Source organism: Telluria sp. LT2P80, assembly GCF_059685955.1.
The window spans coordinates 241,580-263,072 of record NZ_JCASIO010000003.1 but is presented as its reverse complement, the minus strand read 5'-3'; the positions used below and the strand labels follow the sequence as shown (position 1 = coordinate 263,072).

At 66.0% G+C, this 21,493-nt stretch carries 17 protein-coding genes; 11 read left to right on the top strand and 6 right to left on the bottom strand.

The window, feature by feature from the left end; genetic code table 11:
• Window positions 1-33: 33 nt before the first annotated feature.
• On the bottom strand, window positions 34-918 hold the full coding sequence (locus tag AC56LW_RS10440; RefSeq protein WP_499634044.1) for an IclR family transcriptional regulator: 885 nt from the start codon (window positions 916-918) through the stop codon (window positions 34-36).
• A gap of 311 nt (window positions 919-1,229) precedes the next feature.
• On the opposite strand from AC56LW_RS10440, the gene AC56LW_RS10435 reads away from it, so the two are divergent.
• The 7 genes from AC56LW_RS10435 to AC56LW_RS10405 all read left to right on the top strand — a co-directional run bounded on the left by AC56LW_RS10435 (window position 1,230) and on the right by AC56LW_RS10405 (window position 9,942).
• Complete coding sequence (locus AC56LW_RS10435; RefSeq protein WP_499634042.1) at window positions 1,230-3,347, top strand: 3-hydroxyacyl-CoA dehydrogenase NAD-binding domain-containing protein; 2,118 nt, start codon at window positions 1,230-1,232, stop codon at window positions 3,345-3,347.
• A gap of 34 nt (window positions 3,348-3,381) precedes the next feature.
• Window positions 3,382-4,563, top strand: a complete 1,182-nt coding sequence (locus AC56LW_RS10430) for an acetyl-CoA C-acyltransferase (protein WP_499634040.1) — start codon at window positions 3,382-3,384, stop codon at window positions 4,561-4,563.
• A 9-nt stretch (window positions 4,564-4,572) separates the two neighbouring features.
• On the top strand, window positions 4,573-5,781 hold the full coding sequence (locus AC56LW_RS10425; RefSeq protein WP_499634039.1) for an acyl-CoA dehydrogenase family protein: 1,209 nt from the start codon (window positions 4,573-4,575) through the stop codon (window positions 5,779-5,781).
• Between the two features lie 11 nt (window positions 5,782-5,792).
• On the top strand, window positions 5,793-6,956 hold the full coding sequence (locus tag AC56LW_RS10420) for an acyl-CoA dehydrogenase family protein (RefSeq protein WP_499634038.1): 1,164 nt from the start codon (window positions 5,793-5,795) through the stop codon (window positions 6,954-6,956).
• The gene (locus tag AC56LW_RS10415) at window positions 6,953-7,774 is read left to right on the top strand and encodes an oxepin-CoA hydrolase, alternative type (RefSeq protein ID WP_499634036.1); all 822 of its coding nucleotides are present in this window, start codon (window positions 6,953-6,955) and stop codon (window positions 7,772-7,774) included. The genes AC56LW_RS10420 and AC56LW_RS10415 overlap by 4 nt, the downstream gene beginning before the upstream one ends.
• Window positions 7,775-7,817: 43 nt before the next feature.
• A complete protein-coding gene (locus tag AC56LW_RS10410) occupies window positions 7,818-9,023 on the top strand; it encodes a CaiB/BaiF CoA transferase family protein (RefSeq protein WP_499634034.1) in 1,206 nt (401 codons plus the stop codon).
• Between the two features lie 97 nt (window positions 9,024-9,120).
• Complete coding sequence (locus AC56LW_RS10405; RefSeq protein ID WP_499634032.1) at window positions 9,121-9,942, top strand: IclR family transcriptional regulator; 822 nt, start codon at window positions 9,121-9,123, stop codon at window positions 9,940-9,942.
• Between the two features lie 11 nt (window positions 9,943-9,953).
• Here AC56LW_RS10405 and AC56LW_RS10400 read toward each other — a convergent pair whose 3' ends face one another.
• The 5 genes from AC56LW_RS10400 to AC56LW_RS10380 form a co-directional block, all read right to left on the bottom strand.
• Complete coding sequence (locus AC56LW_RS10400; RefSeq protein WP_499634030.1) at window positions 9,954-10,433, bottom strand: PaaI family thioesterase; 480 nt, start codon at window positions 10,431-10,433, stop codon at window positions 9,954-9,956.
• Window positions 10,433-11,527, bottom strand: a complete 1,095-nt coding sequence (locus AC56LW_RS10395) for a porin (RefSeq protein ID WP_499634028.1) — start codon at window positions 11,525-11,527, stop codon at window positions 10,433-10,435. The genes AC56LW_RS10400 and AC56LW_RS10395 overlap by 1 nt, the downstream gene beginning before the upstream one ends.
• Window positions 11,528-11,824: 297 nt before the next feature.
• Window positions 11,825-14,983, bottom strand: coding sequence for a pectinesterase family protein (locus AC56LW_RS10390; RefSeq protein WP_499634026.1), 3,159 nt, complete (start codon window positions 14,981-14,983; stop codon window positions 11,825-11,827).
• Window positions 14,980-15,714, bottom strand: a complete 735-nt coding sequence (locus AC56LW_RS10385) for a rhamnogalacturonan acetylesterase (RefSeq protein ID WP_499634024.1) — start codon at window positions 15,712-15,714, stop codon at window positions 14,980-14,982. Before AC56LW_RS10385 ends, AC56LW_RS10390 begins: the two co-directional genes overlap by 4 nt.
• A gap of 90 nt (window positions 15,715-15,804) precedes the next feature.
• On the bottom strand, window positions 15,805-16,503 hold the full coding sequence (locus AC56LW_RS10380; protein ID WP_499502465.1) for a FadR/GntR family transcriptional regulator: 699 nt from the start codon (window positions 16,501-16,503) through the stop codon (window positions 15,805-15,807).
• A 202-nt stretch (window positions 16,504-16,705) separates the two neighbouring features.
• Here AC56LW_RS10380 and AC56LW_RS10375 point away from each other — a divergent pair, with 202 nt between their 5' ends.
• The 4 genes from AC56LW_RS10375 (at window position 16,706) to AC56LW_RS10360 (ending at window position 21,491) form a co-directional block, all read left to right on the top strand.
• Entirely contained in the window at window positions 16,706-17,434 is a 729-nt protein-coding gene (locus tag AC56LW_RS10375) for a FadR/GntR family transcriptional regulator (RefSeq protein ID WP_499502464.1), read from the top strand.
• Between the two features lie 95 nt (window positions 17,435-17,529).
• Window positions 17,530-18,441 carry a 5-dehydro-4-deoxyglucarate dehydratase gene (kdgD, locus tag AC56LW_RS10370; RefSeq protein ID WP_332531749.1) on the top strand — a complete coding sequence of 304 codons (912 nt, stop codon included), beginning with the start codon at window positions 17,530-17,532 and terminating at the stop codon, window positions 18,439-18,441.
• A gap of 2 nt (window positions 18,442-18,443) precedes the next feature.
• Window positions 18,444-20,030, top strand: a complete 1,587-nt coding sequence (locus AC56LW_RS10365; protein WP_499634021.1) for an aldehyde dehydrogenase (NADP(+)) — start codon at window positions 18,444-18,446, stop codon at window positions 20,028-20,030.
• A 72-nt stretch (window positions 20,031-20,102) separates the two neighbouring features.
• Window positions 20,103-21,491, top strand: a complete 1,389-nt coding sequence (locus AC56LW_RS10360; protein ID WP_332531751.1) for an MFS transporter — start codon at window positions 20,103-20,105, stop codon at window positions 21,489-21,491.
• The last annotated feature ends 2 nt before the right edge of the window (window positions 21,492-21,493 follow it).

Genomic DNA, 21,493 nt, shown 5'->3' with positions numbered 1-21,493 from the left:
CGTCGCTCCTTGATTGCCGGTACCACGGCACCGCTAGCCGATATGCCGGCCCATGCTGATTTCGACGTTGCGCACCAGTTGCACCAGGCGAGGACCAAGGTCCTCGACCAGCTTTTCGTAGGGCAGCAAAAAGGCCGGGCCACCGCAATTGAATGCCATCGTCCGGGCGATGTCCTGGTCGAGCAGCGGCACGCCGACTGCGCTGATGTTCGCGTCCCACAGGCCGGACGACAGGACGAAGCCGCGGTCCTGGTAATCCTTGAAGCCCTGTTCGATGTCGGTCTTGATCTTGGGCCAGTTGGTGTCGGCCGTCAGGCGGATATGGTCCATCAAAAAATCGCGGTCGGTTTGCGGCAGGCCGCACAGATAGGCCTTGCCCATGGCGGTGGTGGCCAGCGGGATGCGCGAACCGGCATCGCGCCGCAGCGTGACCGCAGCGCTGCCGCGGCAGGCTTCGACATACACCATGTGCAGGCGGTCGCGGATGCCGATCGCCACGCTGCACTGGGCGTATTCAGCCAGTTCCTGCATGGCCGGCCGGGCCAGTTTGCGCACGTCGAGGTTGGCGAGCAGGGTGTAGCCGAGCGCCAGCACGGGCGCGCCGAGCTGGTAGCGACCCTGGTCGGCCGAATACGTGAGGTAGCCGAGTTTGGTCAGCGTGTAGGTCAGGCGTGAAATCGTCGGCTTGGGCATGCCGGTGCGCTTGGCCATCTCGCTATTGGTGAGATACGCCTCGCCCGGGCGGAAGCAGCGCAGGATTTCCAGGCCGCGCGCCAGAGCCGTGACGAACTGGCGGTCCTTGCCGTTGTCTTCGTCGGGCGCGTCATCCTGGGGCGCTTGTGGTAACTCTTGCTGTAGCTCTTGCGAGGTGGCGGGTGCCGCCAGCAAAGGGTCTTCCAGTGACTGGATCGAGTCCATTCTTGTCTCCTATGCCCGGCATCTCCGGCTGGGCTTGAGTCGGATATTCACATACCGAAAACGTGAGTGTCAACAGTTTTTGTGAAATGGTCGTTCGCAGAGCGAAACACCTAGTATAGGTAATTACGCTTATTCGACGATTTTCGCACAGCGAATCACTGGATCTGCCGGTTTTTCCCGCAAAAGCGGCACCGCGAAGTCGTTTACATTTTCGCGAAAAATCGGTTATCGTTGATCGCAACAAGAAATGCAAAACGCGGTTTCGCACAGCGAACCGACTTAGCATCGAACATAAATCAAGGAGACAGCTCATGCACACCGGCGCAACTGGCCCGGTCGCTCGTGCCATGCACGGCGACATTCTCGTCGTCACCATCGACAATCCTCCCGTCAATGCGCTTGGCGTCGACGTCCGTCGCGGCCTCGCCGCGGCGATCGACGCAGCCGGGGCCGACGCTGCCGTCAAGGCTGTGCTGATCGTCGGCAGCGGCAAGACCTTCATCGGCGGCGCCGATATCCGCGAATTCGGCAAGCCGCCGATGGCGCCGTTCCTGCCCGACGTCTGCAACGGTATCGAAGCCTGCAGCAAACCGGTGATTGCCGTGATCCATGGCGCTGCGCTCGGCGGTGGACTCGAGATCGCGCTGGCGGCGCACTACCGTTTGGCGCTGCCCGCAGCGAAACTGGGTTTACCCGAAGTGGCGCTTGGCCTGCTGCCGGGCGCCGGCGGCACCCAGCGCACGCCGCGCCTGATCGGCGCCGCCGCAGCGCTCGACCTGATGCTGAGCGGCCGCCACGCAGGCGCGGCCGAAGCGGCAAAACTGGGCCTGGTCGACCGGGTGGTGGATGGGGCCGACCCGCTCGCAGCCGGCCTGGCGTATGCGCAGGAGCTGGTGCAGGGTGGGGCGCCGGTACGGCGTACCCGTGACGCCACGCAGCTTGCCGACACGGCGGCGCAGCGCGCCGCGATCGACAGCGCACGCGCCGAGACGGCCAAAAAATCACGCGGTCTGTTCTCGCCCCTGAAAATCGTGGACGCGGTGCAGGGCGCGCTTGAGCTGCCGTTCGACGAAGGCCAGGCGCTGGAGCGCAAGCTGTTCCTCGAATGCCTCGACAGTCCGCAGCGCGCCGGGCTGGTGCATGCCTTCTTCGCCGAGCGCGAAACGGCCCGGGCGCCGGAGACGCGCAGTGCCAAGCCACGCCCGATCAATAGCATCGGTGTCGTCGGTGGCGGCACCATGGGCGCCGGCATCGCCGTTGCCGTCCTCGATGCCGGCTTGCCGGTCACGATGATCGAGCGCGACGACGAGGCGCTGGCGCGTGGCCGCAAGCATGTCGAGAAGGTGTATGACGGCCTGATCGCCAAGGGCCGCATCACGCCGGACGCAAAAGACGCCACCATGGCGCGCTTCAATGGCAGCACGTCGTATGACGCGCTGGCCCAGGCCGATCTGGTGATCGAAGCCGTGTTCGAGGACATGGCCGTGAAACACGCCGTGTTTGCCGAACTCGATCACGTCGGCAAACCCGGTGCGGTGCTGGCCACCAATACGTCCTACCTCGACATCGACGCCATCGCGGCGGCCATCTCGCGCCCGCAGGATGTCGTCGGCCTGCATTTCTTCTCGCCGGCGAACATCATGAAGCTGCTCGAGATTGTCGTGCCGGCGAAGGTGGCCGACGACGTGGTCGCCACCGCCTTCGACCTGGCAAAGAAGCTGCGCAAGGTGCCGGTGCGTGCCGGCGTGTGCGACGGTTTCATCGGCAACCGCATTCTCGCCGTGTATGGCCAGGCTGCGCACGCGATGATGGAAGACGGGGCTTCACCCTACCAGATCGACAAGGCGCTGCGTGACTTCGGCTACCCGATGGGCCCGTTCCAGGTCTCCGACCTGGCCGGTGGCGACATCGGCTGGGCCACGCGCAAGCGGCGCGCCCCCACGCGTGACCCGCGCGCACGTTACGTGCAGATCGCCGACCGCCTGTGCGAACGGGGCTGGTTCGGCCAGAAGACGGGGCGCGGCTACTACCTGTATCCCGACGGCGCCCGCGTCGGTACGCCGGACCCGGAAGTCGAGGCCATCATCGATGCCGAACGTGAACGCGCTGGGAAATCACCACGCAGCTTCAGCGACGCCGAGATCGTGCGCCGCTACCTGGCCGCGATGATCAACGAGGGCGCCAATGTCGTGCACCAGAAGATCGCCCTGCGTCCACTCGATGTGGATGTAACGTTCGTGCACGGCTACGGCTTCCCGCGCTACCGCGGCGGCCCGATGCACTATGCCGACACGGTCGGCCTGCCGTCAATCCTGGCCGACATTCGCGAGTTTGCCCAAGAAGATCCGCTGTTCTGGCAGCCATCGCCGCTGTTGGTCGAGCTGGTCGAGAAGGGCGCCAATTTCGCCAGCCTGAATCAATCCGCGTAGAACCCATCGTTCTCAATCAGTCAGGAGACTCGCCATGCGCGAAGCTGTCATCGTTTCAACCGCCCGCACCCCGCTGACCAAGGCGCACCGCGGCGAATTCAATATCACCCCTGGCGCCCAGCTGGCCGCCTTTGCCGTGCGCGCCGCCGTCGAGCGCGCCGGCATCGATCCGGCCATGATCGAGGATGCGATTCTCGGCTGCGGCTACCCGGAAGGCACCACCGGTCGCAACGTCGCGCGCCAGAGCGTGATCCGCGCCGGCCTGCCGATCACGATCGCCGGCACCACCGTCAACCGTTTCTGCGCCTCGGGCCTGCAGGCAATCGCCATCGGCGCCGGCCGCATCATCGTCGACGGCGCGCCGGCCATCATCGCCGGCGGTGTGGAGAGCATCTCGCACATCCGCAGCCGCGACAGCGGCGATTCGGGCATCGACCCGTGGATCCTGGAACACAAGCCGGACCTGTATCTGCCGATGATCGACACTGCCGACATCGTTGCCGCGCGCTACAACATCAGCCGCGAAGCGCAGGACCGCTTCTCGTTCGAATCCCAGCGCAAGACCGAGGCGGCGCAGCTGGCCGGCCGCTACAGCGAAGAAATCGTCGCCTGCACCACGACCATGGCCGTCACCGACAAGGAGACGAAAGAAGTCAGCCACCGTGAAGTCACGATCGCCGAAGACACCTGCAACCGGCGCGGCACGACCTATGAAGGCCTGGCCAAGCTGGCGCCGGTCATGGGCGAGGGCAAATTCGTCACCGCCGGCAATGCGTCGCAGCTGTCCGATGGCGCGTCGGCCTGCGTGATGATGGAAGCAAAAGAAGCCGAGCGCCTCGGTTTGAATCCGCTCGGCGCGTTCCGCGGCATGGCGGTGGCCGGCTGCGAGCCGGATGAAATGGGCATCGGCCCGGTGTTCGCGGTACCCAAGCTCTTGAAGCGCTTCGGCCTGACGGTGGACGACATCGACCTGTGGGAACTGAATGAAGCGTTTGCCTCGCAGGCGATCTACTGCCAGCAGCAACTCGGCATTCCCGACGAGCGCCTGAACGTCGACGGTGGCGCGATTTCGATCGGCCACCCGTTCGGCATGACGGGGGCGCGCCTGGCCGGCCACATTCTGATTGAAGGCCGGCGCCGCGGCGCGAAGTACGCCGTGGTCACGATGTGCATCGCCGGCGGCATGGGCGCTGCGGGCCTGTTCGAGATTTTCTAAAGGATTATCATGGATTTACATTTTACCCCTGAACAAGAGCGCTTTCGCGACGAGGTACGGGCATTCCTGGCCGAGAAGCTGCCGCAGGATCTGTCGGACAAGGTCGCCAATGGCAAGCACCTGTCGAAGGCCGACATGGAGCGCTGGCACGCGATCCTGAACGAGCGCGGCTGGCTGGCAAACCACTGGCCGGAAGCATACGGCGGCCCGGGCTGGGACGCGATTGAAAAATTTATCTTCGAGACCGAGTGCGCGCTGGCCAATACGCCGCGCATCGTGCCGTTCGGCGTCAACATGCTGGGCCCAGTCCTGATCAAGTACGGCAACCAGGCGCAAAAGGACTACTGGCTGCCCCGCATCCTGGATGGCTCGGACTGGTGGTGCCAGGGATATTCGGAGCCGGGCGCGGGCTCCGACCTCGCGGCGGTCAAGTGCAGCGCCGTGCGCGGTGTGGACGCCGAGGGCGAGCATTACATCGTCAATGGCCAGAAGACCTGGACCACGCTCGGCCAGCACGCCAACATGATCTTCTGCCTGGTGCGCACCGATGCGGGCGCCAAGAAGCAGGAGGGGATCAGCTTCCTGCTGATCGACATGCAGTCACAGGGCGTGGACGTGCGCCCCATCACGCTGCTCGACGGCGAGCGCGAAGTGAACGAAGTATTTTTCACCGATGTGCGCGTGCCGGTGCAGAACCTGGTCGGTGAAGAGCATCGCGGCTGGACCTGCGCCAAATATCTGCTGACGTATGAACGCACCAACATCGCCGGCGTCGGCTTCTCGATGGCGGCGCTGGCGCGTTTGAAACGCATCGCGCAGGAGCAGACGCGCGGCGGCAAGCCGCTGGCGGACGATCCGGGCTTTGCGCGCCGCCTGGCGCTTGTCGAGATCGACCTGGAAAACATGAAGACCACCAATCTGCGCGTGATCGCGGCAGTGGCTGGCGGCGGCGTGCCGGGCGCGGAGAGTTCGATGCTCAAGATTCGGGGCACCGAGATCCGCCAGGAGATCAATGCGCTGACGCGGCGCGCGATGGGCGTGTATGCGCGCCCGTTCACGCAGGACATGCTCGATGCGGCCAATGATGGCCCAAGCTTCGGGCCGGATTTTGCGGCCGCCGCCTCGGCGCAATACTTCAACAACCGCAAGCTGTCGATCTTCGGCGGCTCCAACGAGATCCAGAAAAACATCATCTCCAAGATGATCCTCGGACTGTAAGGGCAAGCGACATGAACTTCGAACATACAGAAGAACGGCGCATGCTGGCCGATAGCCTGAACCGCTTCATCGCCCAGCAATACCACATCGACGCGCGGCACAAGATCGCCGCCTCGCCAGAAGGCTTTTCCAATGCCATGTGGCAGCAGTTCGCCGAACTGGGTGTGGTGGGCATGCTGCTGCGTGAAGAAGACGGCGGCTTCGGCGGGGCCGGTTTTGACATCGCGGTCGTGTTCGAGGCGCTGGGCCGTGGCCTCGTGCTCGAGCCACTGCTGGGTAGCGCCGTGCTGGCGGCCGAAGCCATCGCGGCAGCCGGCAGCGATGCGCAAAAAGAGGTGTTGGCCAGTATCGCCGATGCGTCAGTCATCGCCGCGTTTGCCCACGACGAACCGGGCGCGCATTACGAACTGGCGCGCGTGGCGACGAGCGCGCGCCGCGAAGGCGACGGCTGGGTGATCGACGGTGCCAAGGCCGTCGTGGCCAACGCCGAACACGCACAGTGGATCGTCGTGTCGGCGCGCACCGCGGGCGCAGTCGATGACGAAGCGGGTATTTCGCTGTTCCTGGTCCCTGGCGATGCGGCCGGCCTGTCGATGGTGGGCACACCGACGATGGACGGCGGCCGTGTGGCCGAGCTGACCCTCAGCGGCGTGAAGGTCGGCGCTGATGCGCTGCTCGGTGAGCCGGGGCAGGGTTTTGCGGCGCTCGAGCGCGCCATCGGCCGCGGCGTGCTGGCCCTGTGCGCAGAAGCCCTGGGCGCGATGGAAGCGGCCAAGGAAGCGACCCTCGACTACCTGCGCACGCGCAAGCAGTTCGGGGTCGTGATCGGCAGCTTCCAGGCGCTGCAGCATCGCATGGCCGACCTGCTGCTCGAGATCGAGCAGGCCCGTTCGGCGGTGATCAATGCCGCGTCTGCCCTGGACGCCGACCGCATCACGCGTGAGCGCAGCCTGTCGGCTGCCAAAGCCAGCATTGGCCGGATCGGCACGCTGGTGGCGGAAGAATGCATCCAGCTGCACGGCGGTATCGGCATGACGTGGGAGCTGCCGCTGGCGCACTACGCCAAGCGCCTGGTGATGATCGACCATCAGCTGGGCGACGAAGACCATCACCTGGCGCGCTATATTGCCCTGGCTCATGAGTCAACCCAGACCAGTGAGGCCACCCCGGCATGAACGCCCCCGGCCTCATGATGCGCACCGATGGCGCGGTGCGCATTCTCGTCAACAGCAATCCGGCGGCGAAGAATGCGATCACCCCGGCGCTGTACGACGCGCTGCCGGCCGCGCTCGAACAGGCGGCGCAGGACCCGGCCATCGGCGCCATCGTGCTGGTCGGCGACGGCGACTTTTTCTGCGCCGGTGGCGACTTGCGCCAGCTGGCCACGCGCCGCGCGCTGGCGCCGGACGAACGACGCGCCAAGGTCGAACGCTTGCACGACCTGGTGCGCGCGCTGCGCGCCTGCCCCAAGCCGGTGATTGCCGCGGTCGAGGGTGGGGCGGCCGGCGCCGGCCTGTCCCTGGCGCTGGCGTGCGACATGGTGGTCGCGGCCGACGATGCCTTCTTTTCGATGGCGTATGTCAAGGTCGGCCTGAGTCCGGATGGTGGCGCGACGGCGTTTCTGTCGCGCTGCATGTCGCGCCAGTTGCTGACCGAGCTCTGCCTGCTGGGCGAGCGCCTGCCGGCCGCGCGCCTCCATGCACTGGGCGCGGTCAACCGCCTGGCCGCGCCGGGCCAGGCACTGGTAGAGGCGATCGCGCTGGCAGCGCGCGTGGCCGCCGGGCCAGTCAATGCCAACGGGCGCATCAAGGTGCTGTGCGAGAATGCCGGGGCCGCAAGCCTGGCCGGGCAGCTCGACCTGGAAGCCGCGCTGATGGTGCAGTCGCAGGGCGACGACGAAGCACAGGAAGGCATTGCGGCCTTTTTTGACAAGCGCACGCCCGCTTTCGCGGCGCTGCGGGGCGCCGCAGCCACGGGTCGGCCACAAGAATGACGTTTGCCGGCTCCCTGTAAAGGAGCCGGGTATCTGGAGTGTTATGACTGACAAATCTGCTTTGCCTCTGTCCGGCGTGCGCGTGCTGGACTTCTCGCGCGTGCTGGCCGGCCCGTGGTGCGCGATGGTGCTGGGCGATCTGGGCGCCGAAGTGATCAAGGTGGAGCACCCCGAGCGCGGCGACGACACGCGCGACTGGGGCATGCGCATCGGCGCCACCGAAACGGCGTACTTCAACAGCGTCAACCGCAACAAGCGTTCGGTGTGCCTCGACCTGAAAACACCCGAGGGCCAAACCATCGCGCGGGATCTGATCCGCAAGAGCGACATCGTGATCCAGAACTTCAAGTTCGGCGACATCGAACGCCTTGGCCTGGGCTACGACGCCCTGAAGGACGAGCAGCCGGGCCTGATCTACTGCTCGATCACGGGTTACGACCGTACCGGCCCGGAAGCCGCGCGGCCCGGCTACGACCTGGTGATCCAGGGTGAATCGGGCCTGATGGCGCTCAACGGCGAACCAACCCAGCCGCCGCTGAAATTTGGCGTGGCCGCGGTCGACATGATGACCGGGATGTACGCCGCGCAGGGCGTGCTGGCGGCGCTGTACGAGCGCGAAAAGACGGGCAAGGGCCGCCACATCGGCATGGCGCTGTTCGACTGCGGCCTGATGATCACCGCGTACTACGGCCTGGAAGCGCTGCTGCGCGGTAACGACCCGCCGCGTTACGGCAATGCGCATCCATCGATCATGCCGTATGGCGTGTATGAGGCAAAGGATGGTCCACTGGTCGTTGCGGTAGGTAATAACAGCCAGTTCGTACGCTTCTGCAACGACGTGATCGAGCGGCCAGACATCGCACTGGATGAGCGTTTCAAGACCAACCTGGCGCGCACCCAGCATCGTGACGCGTTGATGCCCGAGATCAAACGCGAACTGGCGCTGCGCACGCGCAGCGATCTGTTGGCGTGCATGAGCCGGGTGGGTATTCCGTGTGGCGAGGTCGCCGGGCTGCATGAGGCATTGACGTCGACCCGTGCGCAGCAGGGCGGGTTGGTCAAGGACATGCCGCATCCCGTTGTGGGCAGTGTTCCTGTGTTGGCCTCCCCCTATCGCTTCGATGGCGAACGCCTGCCCGTACGCAGCGCGCCGCCGTGCCTCGGCGAGGGGACGGACGACGTGCTGCACGAGTTGCTTGGCCTGTCGACTGAGACGCTGGCCGGCTTGCGGGAGCGCGGTGTGGTTTAACAACGTCAGTACGATCTTTGATGCTTGCCGGTTTTGCATGGCGAAATGAACTGGATTAGAATGGAATTTGACCACCATTCTTATCCAGGGCCTTCCCATGCCAGTAAGCGACACCCTTCCTGATGATGTCCAGGCACCTGATGCGAGCGATACGGCCGATGCGCCGCGCGGCGCCGAAGAGCGCTACTTCATCACGGCGCTGGCGCGTGGCCTCGAGGTCCTGGCCTGCTTTCGTTCAGCCGACAAGGGGCTGAGCAACCAGCAGATCGCCGAGCGCTGCGGCTTGCCCAAGTCCACCGTCACCCGCATTACCTATACGCTGACCACGCTCGGCTACCTGGCGCAGGAACCCGGCGGGCGTTACACGCTCGGCAGCGCCACGCTCGGCCTGGGCAGCGCCATGCTGGCCCGGCTCGATATCCGCCAGCTGGCGCGCCCGATGATGCAGGAGCTGGCCGAATTCTCCGGCACCACCGTGTCGATCGCGATGCGGGACCGGCTGTCGATGATCTATGTGGAGGTGTGCCGCAGCAGCGCGGCACTGGCGCTGGCGCTGCAGGTCGGCTCGCGCATGCCGCTGGCGACTTCGGCGATCGGCCGCGCCTACCTCGCGCGGGCGGCCGAGAATGAACGCAGGGATATCCTGAGCCGATCGATGGAGCTGGACGAAACAGCGTTCGAGGCCATGCGCACGGGTCTGGCCAAGGGCTTGAGCGACTACGAGACGTATGGCTGCACGACCTCGTTCGGCGACTGGCAGAAGGACGTCAATGGCATCGCGGTCGGCTTCATGCCGATCGGTGGCAGCCAGATCATGTCGATCAATTGCGGCGGCCCCTCGTCGAGCGTGTCGACCGCCTTCCTGCTCGATGAGGTGCGCCCGCGCCTGATCGAGGTCGCCCGGCGCCTCGAGTCGTAATCAGGCGACCCTCAATACCCGGCCTCCAGCTGGTCGGGGCGCAAGGCGCTCATCACCGCAAACACGCCGCTGGCGCGCAGGATGCGGCGCGCGCCGACCTGCAGGAAGCAGTTGGCAAACGCCATCCGCTTGCCCATTTTCTGTACCTCGACATGCGCTTCGACCCAGTCGCCGGGCCTGGCCGCGTCGATGAAATCGGTGCTCAGGTTGACGGTCACGAACGACTGGCGTCCTTCGCAATACAGCGTCAAGCCGAGACCAAGTGCGGAATCGGCCAGACTGGCCAGCATTCCGCCATGGGCGATGCCGCGCATATTGGTGTGCTTGTCCTCGATGCGCATCGCGAACACGATCTCACCCTCGCCCCGGCGGCAATACAGCTCGCCCAGATTGGCCATGTACGGCCCACCGCGGTTGAGGCGTTCGAAGCCGGGCGGGGCGGAGGGTGGCGCGGAAGGTGATACGGAATGCGCGTCGTCGTGTGTCGTCATCAGAACATGTGCATGATGCCCATCGTGAACCGGTTGGCCGAGTCGCTGCCGACCGCCACGAAGTTCTGGGCCAGGTTGATCTGGTCAGTTTTGACGATGCTGTCGGTTGCGGCGTGGCCCACCGAGACGTAGCCGGTCGTACGCTTGCTCATCAGGTAGCGGCCGATCAGGATGAATTGCTGCGCATCGTCCTTCAGGTCGCCCGAGCGCTTGACCTGGTAGGCCGCGGCCGTGACCAGGAAGGCCGGCGCCACCGGCACATCGGCGCCGACGCCGAGCACCGCGATCTTGCGGCCAGTGCTGCGCAGTTCATTCCACGAATAGGTCGACTTGAGCGTCACCGCCGGGAACGCGTACTTGATGCCATACGCGTGCGACGTGAGCAGGTCGGTGTCGGTGATGTTCTTCATGCGCGCATAGGCGCCGGCAACGGCCAGCTTGCCGGTGTTGTACAGCAGCGCGCCGCCCTGGTACGAACTTTTCTGCGCGTTGCCTGCCTGCTCGCCGAAGGCGCGCATCAAGGCAAAACTCAGGCCCTTGAACACGGGGGACGTGTACTTGATCGAGTTGTTTTGGCGCAGGGCCGTGCCGCCGTTGTTGGCGCCGTAGGGCGCATACACGGCCGCGTTGTTCATCGCCGAGAACAGCACGTTCGGGCTGCTGGACGCAAAGCCCAGGCCCAGTGGATCGGCCATGCCGACCGACATGATGCCGACGATATTCTGGCGGCCGATGTCGATGGCGCCGTAGTTGGTGACGATGCCGACCGTGGCTTCGCGGTCGAACAGGCTGGTGCCCGACGGGGTGCCGAACGGGACGCCGGCGCCGCCCGTGTCATTGAGCAGCGTGCCTTCCAGCCCGAAGCGCGCCTTCATGCCGCCGCCCAGGTCTTCCTGACCCTTGATGCCCCAGCGCGATACCTGCATCTGGCCGGTATCGACCTTGGTCTGGTCGCCTTGCGGGCCGTCGTTGGTCAGGCGGGTCAGGCCGGCATCGATGATGCCGTACAGGGTAATGGCCGATTGCGCGGACGCGGTCGGTGCGGCTGATACGCAGGCGCATAGCGCCGCCGTTGCGATGATGTGTTTCTTCACTCGGTCTGTCTCCATTATTGTGATGGTGCCGGCCCGTCGCCAGCCATGACGATGGCCGACGACAGATCCATGAAGCGGGTTTCTCTTTGCGGAACCAGATCTTCAATAATGAAACTGTAGGTTTTTCCGTTTGGCAGTGTCAACAGGTATTCGCGCCCGAGCCAAGTCTTGCCGCACTCTGGCGCGAAACGTGTCGAAACCGGTACACAGGGTTTTGAGAGGCGAACCAACCATTCTGCTTGGCGAAATGAAAGCGCTCGCGGTGCCGCCAGTTGTCGGTGAAATGCACCCGTCCGCTCAGGGCTTCGGATCCCATCCTTCGCTCTCATTGAATCCCGAGAACACGGCACCGCGATTGGCCAGTGGCCGCGCTTCGTGTTCGTCCATCTTGTATCCGCCAAGTTCCGCCACCTCGCCGTTGGCGAACGTATTGCCCGCTTCGCGCCAGCCGGCACGCGCCGTCCCTTGCACCGGATTCGGCTGCGGTTCGCGCAGCCACGCGCTGCGGGCGACGTGGGCGCCGATCGTGCAGCCGATGAAGGCGACGTTGTCCCAGGTGTGCGCGGTGCCGGGCGAACGGGCGAGGTACGTGCCGCCCGGCGGCGGCAGGTTGCCGGCCGGTCCGCTGCCTGAGGTCAGGCGCGAGCGCAAGAACACGAAGCCGGGATCGTCACGGGCGACGGTGCGCGCCTGGACCAGATAGCCGCCATTCGCCGGGTCCGCGCTGTCGCCGACGCTGCGCAGTTCGCTTTCTTCGAACAGCGCAGCCCGGTTGTACCCCCAGATGAAGTCGACGTTGCCTTCGATGAGCGAGCGGTAGATCCAGGCATAGCCGGTCAGCTGGATCGTATCCTGCTCGCTCGTCAAATGGGCGTTGCGCACGACCAGCCGGCCCTTGTCGTTGCTGAAGAAGAGGGCTTCGGCCTGCGCTGACGGGTCCGCGCTGCGCCGCGTCGTGTTGTGCAGCGCGATGTCGCGGATCTCGAGCAGGTCGCTGTCCTGGACCAGGAACAGGGCGCGTCCGCCACTGATGCCGGCGCTGCCCGCGTCCTGGCCGGCGCCAGAGCCGGGATTGCGCGCCTCGCTGTTCGCCGCGCGGATGATGGTCGCCTCGCGGCTTTGCCCGCGCAGCATCACGTTGTCCTTCCCCTGCAGGTGGAGCAGCTCGGGATATACGCCATCGCGTACATTGACCGTCACCGGTTTTGCACGCGGCAGCGCCATCACGTGGTCCAGCGCGCCCTGGACGGTGCGAAAATCGGCGCGGCCATCGTCGTCGACGGTCACGCTGTCGCCCACCGGGCGATAGGGCGTCGTGCGAAAGGTCCAGCGTGCGCCCTTGAAGCGGCGGTCGCGCAGCAGCGCCGCATCGACCAGCACGTCGTAGTCGGTATCGGTGGCGAGCTGCTGCGGCAGACGGACGCGCAGCGTGTTGCCCTCGATGTCGATCGCGTGATGGCGCACGACGCGCTGGCGAGCGGCGGGGCCAAGCGTCAGCACAGTCTCGCCAGGCCGGACCAATGCAACGAGTGCACCATCGTGGCGGCGCACGACGCGCACGCTGCCGGCACCGCTCAATACCGGCGCGTGCCTGAATGTCAGCCGGATGGGCGTGTCTGGTGGCACGCCGCGTTCGGCGTGGGCAGGCTGCAGCGTCGCTTGCGGCAGCAGCGTGCGTGCCGGTGCGCGCGATGGGGCGCCAACGGTTGCCTCGAACGCCGCTTGCTGCCACGGTCCGCCGGTTACGGTGATGGTTGAGCGGCCAGGCTGCCGCGGCGTCACGTACGCGGCGCCATCCCGCAGTTCGACCGTGGCGACCTGCGGATCGGACGACGCTGCGCGCAAGTCGGCTCCAGTGATCGCGATGGGTTGCGCCGGGTCACCGGCCTGCAGCGCCAGCGAGGTCGTTGCGAGCTTCAGCCGGACGCCCGCCGCTGGCAGCGTCGCGGGCCCGTCACGCACGTCGAGCACCGTGTGCTGCGCGGCGTCCCATGCTGCCCCTTGCTCGGCTGGCACTGGCGCGATCCGCGCCGACGTCACCCGTTCGCCATCGAGCCACAGCGACACCTCGCCGGCCTGGCTGGCAAAGCGCAGCACGACCGGCTGGCCCGCCAGCGGCGCCCGACGCCGCACCTGTTTCAGGCGTACCGTGGTTACACCAGTCCCTTCGAGCAGCGCGATCTGCAGCGCCGCCCCGCCGTCGGCCAGCGCGATGCTGGCACCCTGCCAGCGACCGCTGGCATCCTGGCGTGCCTTGAGCGTGAAAGGCGCCGCGCCGTCCTCTACGACCAGCTTGACGTCGACCACGCCGTCGCCCGCATCGGGTACGCGCGGGCCGGCGTGCGCCAGTACATGCTGCGCGACGTCGGCCGCAGGCAGTGGCGCAAACGAGTAGGGCACGCGCCAGCCGACGTCGCCCCCAAAGCCGCAGTCAGCGAGCGGCTGCCCATTCAGCAGCGAGCCAGTATCGGCATACACGCCGCGACTGCTGGCCAGGCTGCCGCCGGGATCGCGCACCACGTGCCCGCACTGGGCGGCGCCTGCAATCGCGTACGCATTCGCATGCGAGATGACGTGCGCTTCGTGTGCAATACCGACACTGTAACCATGCGGGTAGGCCGGATGGGCGCGGTCGCCCACGTGGTAGTTGTTCAGCAGGTGGACCTGGCCATAGCGCACACGCGGCGCGCGCTCGCTGACGTTCTCGAACAGATTGCCCTTGAACGTCACGCGCAAGTGGCTGCGGTCGCCCGTCGCGCGATCGGCGCCGCCCACCAGCGTGTTCTTTTCGTGCAGGGCGAAGTGGTTGTAGGTGACGCTGACGAAGTCCGATGCGCTCGTGATATCGAGCGCGCCGTCGTGGCACTGCTTCGGCATGCCGTTTTCAACCGGTTGCGTGTCGTCCGTGACCGGTGCATCGGTGAAGCGGTTATGGTCGATCCAGACGTGGTGCGCATTGGTCACGCTGATGGCGTCGTACTGCGAATTCCAGTTGCCCCTGGCGCCATCCTGTGGGTCCCAGCGCGGCGCAATATCGCACGGATTGCGCAGCGCCAGGTTGCGCACGATGACCTGCGACACGCCGGATACGACCAGGCTCGCATTGACGAAGCCGGCGCCCGGAACGACGCCAAGCAGCGTGGTATTGGCCGGGATGCGAACGACGCTGCGGCGCGCCTGGTCCTGGCTGTCGGCGAATGGCCGGCCTTCGCTCATGTCGATCGCTGCGGCCACGCGCACGATACGCGCTGGCGCCGGAGTCGACGTTATATCGCGAAGCGCGTCGCGCAGTTGCGCTGCGGTGCGCACGGTGTAGACGTTGGCGGGCGCAGCCAGCGCGCCGCCGCGTGTGCCGCCTTCCTGCGCCGCCCAGCCGTCGTCCGGCGCATGCTGCCGCTCAGTCATGGTGCCGGCGCCGGCCAGCGCGAGCGCGAGTGCGGCAACCGCGGCGCTCATCGTGCGCTCCCGAGTGCGCGCGCCAGGTGTGGTGCCGCCCGCAGCAGCGCGCCCGTCATCGCGGCCGCGACACGCGCAGCGCCCGCTGGCCCCAGATGCGTATGGTCGAAGTTGGCGCCAGTCCTGGCCAGTGCGTCCGCGCGTGCCGGTCCGATGGCCTGCACATCGGCCATCGACAGCCGGTTCAGGTCGACCAGTGGTGTCTCCGTGGCGGTGGCGACGCGGCGCACGGCCGCCGACCACGGCGCCAGGTCATCCTGCACCCAGGCGCCGCGGAAACTGCGGCGCGTCAGCGGCGTCACCAGCACGGGCACGGCGCCAAGCGCACGCGCCTCGTTCACATAACGTGCCAGGTTCGCGGGAAATTCGTGCACGAGATCGGTCGATCGTCCCGGCTTGCCCGGCTGGTCGTTGTGACCGAACTGGATCAGGACATACGTGGCGTTAAAGCCGGCCGGCGCGCGCAGCAGCGCCTCGACCTCATCCCACCGGCCTTCGGCGCGAAAGCTGCCGGAACTGCGTCCGCCCCGCGCCAGATTGATGCACGCGGTCTCGGGCGAGAAGCGGGCGCACAGCGCGTCGCCATAGCCCGTGCTGCTGGCCATGGTGGAGTCGCCGACGAGGATGATCCGCACTGGCGGCGCAGATGTAGATGCAGGCGCTGCAGACGTGGCGTGCGCGCTGGCAGCGGCGCAGATGAGCAGACAGGGAAGGGCGCGATCAAGCAGCATGGGCAAACTCCACAAAGTTTGCCGATTCTATTTTGGCCTGACCAATTAAGCAAGCGGTCAGGCCATTTGATCTCGCAAGTTCGCTGAAGACTAGCCGCGCGAGAACGTGCGCGTCACGCGTTCGAGGTGCGCGCGCATGGCGGCGCGGGCGCCGCTGGCGTCATGCGACGCGATCGCCGCCAGGATGTTGCGGTGGTCGAGCAGTGTCTGCTTGCGCAGCTCTTCGGTCTGGAAGTGTTCTTTCAGCTTGTGCCACAGGCTGCCGCGCTGGGCCCACAGGTATTCGATCACGCCCACCATTGCCGTGTTGCCGGTGGCACGGGCCAGCGCCAGGTGGAAGTTGCGGTCGGCATGTTCGTTGCTGGCGCGGTCGTCGTGCTGGCGCTCCATCTCTTCGACGGCCTTGAGGATCGCGTCGATGTCGCGGTCGGTGGCATTCTTGGCGGCGAGGGCAGCGATCTCGGATTCGATCATGCGGCGCGCAGCGAGCACCTCGAATGGTCCCGGGCCTTCTTCCGGCACCTCGGCAGGCGCCACCGCCTTTTCGCTGACATACACGCCGGAGCCGCCGCGCACCTCGACGATGCCCGACAGTTCGAGCACGATCAGCGCTTCGCGCAGCGATGCGCGGCTCACTTCCAGCTTGGCAGCCAGTTCACGCTCGGCAGGCAGGCGCGTACCGGGCTGGATCTTGTCGTCGCGGATCAGCTCCTGGATGCGGGCGGCGACCACGCGATACAGTCGTGGTTCGGGCTGGTTTGGCTCGGTGGACGCGGGTAATTTTTTCATCGGGGGCAGGCGCTCCCGGCAGCGTTGCCGGGTGGAGGGAATCGTCCCGTGATTCTAATTTGGCCAGACCAATCCCGCAAGGCGGACCTACCAATACCAAAAAGAAAGGATGACTGGTCATAGGATGTCTGACATCTGCGCTTGCCGTATCGTGTTGTTGGTATAATCGCGCCCATCCAGTCCCAATGTGAAGCGAGCAGCCATGGTCCCCACGCAGCGCAGGCAGCGCAATCTCGCCCAGGGCGTCATCGAACAGGTCGGCGCAGCGGTCAAGCAGGGCATCCTCAAGCCCGGCGACAAGCTGCCGACCGAATCCTCACTGATGGCGCAGCATGGCGTCAGCCGCACCGTCGTGCGCGAGGCGATTTCACACCTGCAGGCATCCGGCCTGGTGCAGACCCGGCACGGCATCGGGACCTTCGTGCTGGAGCGCCCGCAGACGGGCCTGGGGCTCGACGCCGAACACATCCTGACGCTGCGCGACGTGCTGGCGATCCTCGAATTGCGCATCGGCGTCGAGACTGAAACGGCAGGGCTGGCGGCCAGCCGCCGCAGTGAAGAGCAGGTGCGCGAACTGGCTGGCGCGCTGGATGAAATGCAGCAGGCGATGGCCGAAGGCATCTCGGCGGTGGAGGCCGACAAACGCTTCCACCTGCTCATTGCCCAGGCCACCGGCAACCGGTATTTCGTCGATATCCTGGCCCAGTTGGGCAACGCCATCATCCCGCGCGCGCGCCTGAACACACCCGGGCTCGAGCAGGACAAGCCCGCCGATTTCCTCGAGCGCGTCAGCCGCGAACACGACGATATCTTCCGCGCGATCGAGCGGCGCGACCCGGAAGCCGCGCGCGCCGCGATGCGCACCCATTTGTCCAACAGCCGTGAACGTCTGGTGCAGGCGCAGCGCCGTCTGGAAAACGCAATCGGCTGAAGCCATCATATTTTGCTTGCGGGTTAAACCATTTCAGTTGTACGATGACTTACAACTTAGTCGTCAACACAAACACACTGAACGGAGACTTTCGCATGCATCCCCTGGAACTCAAGCAAACCCTGTCGCACGGCCTGCTTTCCTTCCCGATCACCGACTTCGACGCCCAAGGCGATTTCAACCCAGCCGGCTACGCCGCGCGCCTCGAATGGCTTGCCCCGTTCGGCGCGACCGCGCTGTTTGCTGCCGGCGGTACCGGCGAATACTTTTCGCTCAACGGTGAAGAATACGGCCAGATCATCAAGACGGCGGTCGACACCTGCGCCGGCGTGGTGCCGATCCTGGCCGGCTGCGGTGGTCCGACCCGCACCGCCATCGCCCACGCACAGGAAGCCGAGCGCCAGGGCGCCAAGGGCCTGCTGCTGCTGCCACACTACCTGACCGAAGCCAGCCAGGACGGCCTGGTCGCGCACGTCGAAGCGGTGTGCCGCTCCGTGCAGATCGGCGTCGTCGTCTACAACCGCGCAGCCTGCCGCTTGACCCCGGATTCGCTGGCCAAGCTGGCCGACCGTTGCCCGAACCTCATTGGCTTCAAGGACGGCATCGGCGACATCGAACTGATGGTTTCGATCTGGCGCCGCATGGGCGACCGCTTCAGCTATCTGGGCGGCCTGCCAACCGCCGAAGTCTATGCCGGCGCCTACAAGGCGCTGGGCACCCCGGTGTATTCGTCGGCCGTGTTCAACTTCGTGCCGCAACTGGCGATGGACTTCTATCACGCCACCGCTGCCGGCGACACCGCCACCACCAACCGCCTGATCGACGAATTCTTCCTGCCGTACCTGGAGATCCGCAACCGCAAGGCCGGCTATGCTGTCTCGATCATCAAGGCCGGTGCACGCCTGGTCGGCCATGGCGCGGGCCCCGTGCGGCCACCGCTGACCGATCTGACGGCCGAAGAAGACGCGATGCTGCTGGCGCTGATCCAGAAGCAGGGAGCCATCTGATCATGACCATCCTCGGTGAAATGATCATTGGCCAGTCGTGCCTGCGCGGCACGGGCGGCGAGGTGTTCGGCTTCAACCCGGCCACCCGCACGAATCTCGAGCCGGCCTTTGGCCAGGCGACGCCTGATGATGTCGAGCGCGCCTGCACGCTGGCCGCGCAAGCGTTCGACCCGTACCGCGCGCTGCCGCTCGAGGCGCGCGCTGCGTTCCTCGAGATGGTGGCCGAAGAAATCCTGGCGATCGGCCCCGAGCTGATCGAGCGCGCGCAACTGGAAACGGGCCTGCCGCAGGCTCGCCTGGAAGGTGAGCGCATGCGCACCGTCACCCAGCTGCGCCTGTTTGCCAAAGTCGTGCGCGACGGGTATTTCATGGACGCGACCATCGACAGCGCGATGCCAGAGCGCACGCCGCCGCGGCCCGATCTGCGCCTGCGCAAGATCGGCCTCGGTCCGGTTGTCGTGTTCGGCGCCAGTAACTTCCCACTGGCGTTCTCGGTCGCGGGCGGCGATACGGCGTCGGCGCTGGCCGCCGGTTGCCCGGTCGTGGTCAAGGCGCACGGCGCCCACCCCGGCACGTCCGAGCTGGTCGGGCGCGCCGTGCAGCGCGCCGTCAAGGCCAGTGGCTTGCCGGAAGGCGTGTTCTCGATGCTGTTCGGCGATGGCCGCACGGTCGGCCAGCAGCTTGTGGCCCATCCGGCGATCAAGGCCGTGGGCTTCACCGGCTCGCGTCAGGGTGGCCTGGCACTGCTGCGCACCGCCGCCGCGCGCGCCGAACCGATTCCCGTGTACGCCGAAATGAGCAGCGTGAATCCCGTGTTCCTGCTGCCCGCTGCATTGCAGGCCGGCGGCGCGACGCTGGCCCAGGGCTTCGTCGATTCGCTGACGCTCGGCGTCGGCCAGTTCTGCACCAACCCGGGCCTCGTGTTCGCCCTGGCCGGCGCCGAACTGGATGCCTTCGTCGATGCGAGCGCTGCGGCGCTGGGCGCCAAGGGCGCCGGCACGATGCTTACCGCCGGCATCCATGACGCCTACACGAAAGGCGTGACCGCCTTCGGCGCGGTCGATGGCCTGCAACTGGTCGCGCAAGGCACGACTGAAGGAAGCGGCTGCGCTGCGCAGGCTGCGCTGTATGTGTGCGATGCCGTCACGTACATGGGCAACCCGGCGTTAGAGGATGAAGTGTTCGGTCCGTGCGCGGTGCTGGTGCGCTTTACCGACGCCGCCCAAATGTTGCAGGCAGCAGAACACCTGCACGGGCAGCTGACCGTCACGGTCCATGCACGCGAAGGCGACCTCGATCTGGCTGCTGCGCTGCTGCCGATCGTGGAGCGCAAGGCAGGCCGCGTGCTGTTCAATGGCTTCCCGACCGGCGTCGAAGTGGCGCACGCGATGGTGCACGGCGGCCCGTTCCCGGCCACGAGCGACAGCCGCACGACGTCGGTTGGCGCCAGCGCGATCGATCGCTTCCTGCGCCCGGTGTGCTACCAGAACGTGCCGGGCAGCCTGCTGCCCGAGGCGCTGCGCGACGACAATCCGCTGGGCCTGGCACGTCTGCAGGACGGCGCATTGCAGGCAGCCGGGGTGAAGTAACGCACCAGCCTTGATGCAGCACCAGCCGGAGGAGACGCCGGCTGTCACCCAACTTGAAAAGAACTGATCACCATGAATCAGCAAGTCATCGACGTAACACCGGCGCAGTCGGTGGTGGGCAGATATCGCTGGACGATCTGCGCGCTGCTGTTCTTCGCCACCACCATCAATTACCTGGACCGCCAGGTCCTGAGCCTGCTCGCACCGGTGCTCACCGAGCAGTTCAACTGGACGAACACCGACTACGCCAACATCACGGCGACCTTCCAGTTCGTGTACGCGATCTCGATGCTGTTTGCGGGCCGCGTGATCGACCGCATGGGCACCAAGCGCGCCTACGTGCTGGCGATCGTCGTCTGGTCGCTGGGCGCCATCGGTCATGCGTACGCAATCGGCATCGGCGAAGCGGTCAACACGGTATTCACCAGCATCGGCCTGGCCGTGGTGCCCGTGTCGGTAGCCGGCTTCATGATCGGCCGCGCGGTGCTGGCCATCGGCGAAGCCGGTAACTTCCCGGCCGCGATCAAGGCCACCGCCGAATACTTCCCGAAACGCGAGCGCTCGTTCGCCACCGGCATCTTCAATTCGGGCGCCAATGTCGGCGCGATCCTGGCGCCACTGACCGTGCCGCTGATCGCTGCGCACTGGGGCTGGCAGTCGGCGTTCATCGTCATTGGCGGCATCGGCTTCTTGTGGATGGGCCTCTGGATCTGGCTGTACGATGCGCCGGAACGCCAGCCGCGCCTGAAGGCGGCCGAACTGGCCTACATCAACAGCGACGCCGGCGTGGTGGCGGCGCCCACCGGCAAGCCCGTCAAGGGTTCGTGGTTCAAGCTGCTGGGCTACCGCCAGACCTGGGCCTTCGCCTTCGGCAAATTCATGACCGACGGCGTCTGGTGGTTCTTCCTGTTCTGGCTCCCCAAATACATGTCGGCGCAATACGGCATGTCGGCCACCGACATGATCATCCCGCTTGCGGTCCTGTACAGCATGACGATGGTGGGCAGCATCGGTGGCGGCTGGTTGCCGACCTGGTTCCTGAACCGGGGCGCAGACATCTATCATGGCCGCATGAAGGCCATGCTGATCATCGCCCTGTGCCCGCTGGTCGTGCTGCTCGCGCAACCGCTCGGCTACCTGGGCTTCTGGGTGCCGGTGATCCTGATCGGCGTTGGCGCCTCGGCGCACCAGGCCTGGTCGGCCAACCTGTTCACGACCGTTTCGGACATGTTCCCGAAACACAGCGTCGGCTCGGTTGTCGGCATCGGTGGCATGGCCGGTGGCCTGGGCGGCGTGCTGCTCACCAAGCTCGGGGGCTGGCTGTTCGACCATTATGGCGCGCTCGGCCAGTTGCAGACCGGGTATATGATCATGTTCTCGATCTGCGCCGTGGCCTACCTGGTGGCGTGGACAGTCATGAAAATGCTGGTGCCGCAGCACCGTGAAATCAAGGGGTTGTAATC

Coding starts and splice junctions, on each gene's coding strand:
- AC56LW_RS10385 (WP_499634024.1), bottom strand. CDS start 15,714: ATGCTGCTTGATCGCGCCCTTCCCTGTCTGCTCATCTGCGCCGCTGCC.
- AC56LW_RS10425 (WP_499634039.1), top strand. CDS start 4,573: ATGGATTTACATTTTACCCCTGAACAAGAGCGCTTTCGCGACGAGGTA.
- AC56LW_RS10440 (WP_499634044.1), bottom strand. CDS start 918: ATGGACTCGATCCAGTCACTGGAAGACCCTTTGCTGGCGGCACCCGCC.
- AC56LW_RS10380 (WP_499502465.1), bottom strand. CDS start 16,503: ATGAAAAAATTACCCGCGTCCACCGAGCCAAACCAGCCCGAACCACGA.
- AC56LW_RS10375 (WP_499502464.1), top strand. CDS start 16,706: ATGGTCCCCACGCAGCGCAGGCAGCGCAATCTCGCCCAGGGCGTCATC.
- AC56LW_RS10405 (WP_499634032.1), top strand. CDS start 9,121: ATGCCAGTAAGCGACACCCTTCCTGATGATGTCCAGGCACCTGATGCG.
- AC56LW_RS10400 (WP_499634030.1), bottom strand. CDS start 10,433: ATGACGACACACGACGACGCGCATTCCGTATCACCTTCCGCGCCACCC.
- AC56LW_RS10420 (WP_499634038.1), top strand. CDS start 5,793: ATGAACTTCGAACATACAGAAGAACGGCGCATGCTGGCCGATAGCCTG.
- AC56LW_RS10390 (WP_499634026.1), bottom strand. CDS start 14,983: ATGAGCGCCGCGGTTGCCGCACTCGCGCTCGCGCTGGCCGGCGCCGGC.
- AC56LW_RS10435 (WP_499634042.1), top strand. CDS start 1,230: ATGCACACCGGCGCAACTGGCCCGGTCGCTCGTGCCATGCACGGCGAC.
- AC56LW_RS10360 (WP_332531751.1), top strand. CDS start 20,103: ATGAATCAGCAAGTCATCGACGTAACACCGGCGCAGTCGGTGGTGGGC.
- AC56LW_RS10430 (WP_499634040.1), top strand. CDS start 3,382: ATGCGCGAAGCTGTCATCGTTTCAACCGCCCGCACCCCGCTGACCAAG.
- kdgD (WP_332531749.1), top strand. CDS start 17,530: ATGCATCCCCTGGAACTCAAGCAAACCCTGTCGCACGGCCTGCTTTCC.
- AC56LW_RS10365 (WP_499634021.1), top strand. CDS start 18,444: ATGACCATCCTCGGTGAAATGATCATTGGCCAGTCGTGCCTGCGCGGC.
- AC56LW_RS10415 (WP_499634036.1), top strand. CDS start 6,953: ATGAACGCCCCCGGCCTCATGATGCGCACCGATGGCGCGGTGCGCATT.
- AC56LW_RS10410 (WP_499634034.1), top strand. CDS start 7,818: ATGACTGACAAATCTGCTTTGCCTCTGTCCGGCGTGCGCGTGCTGGAC.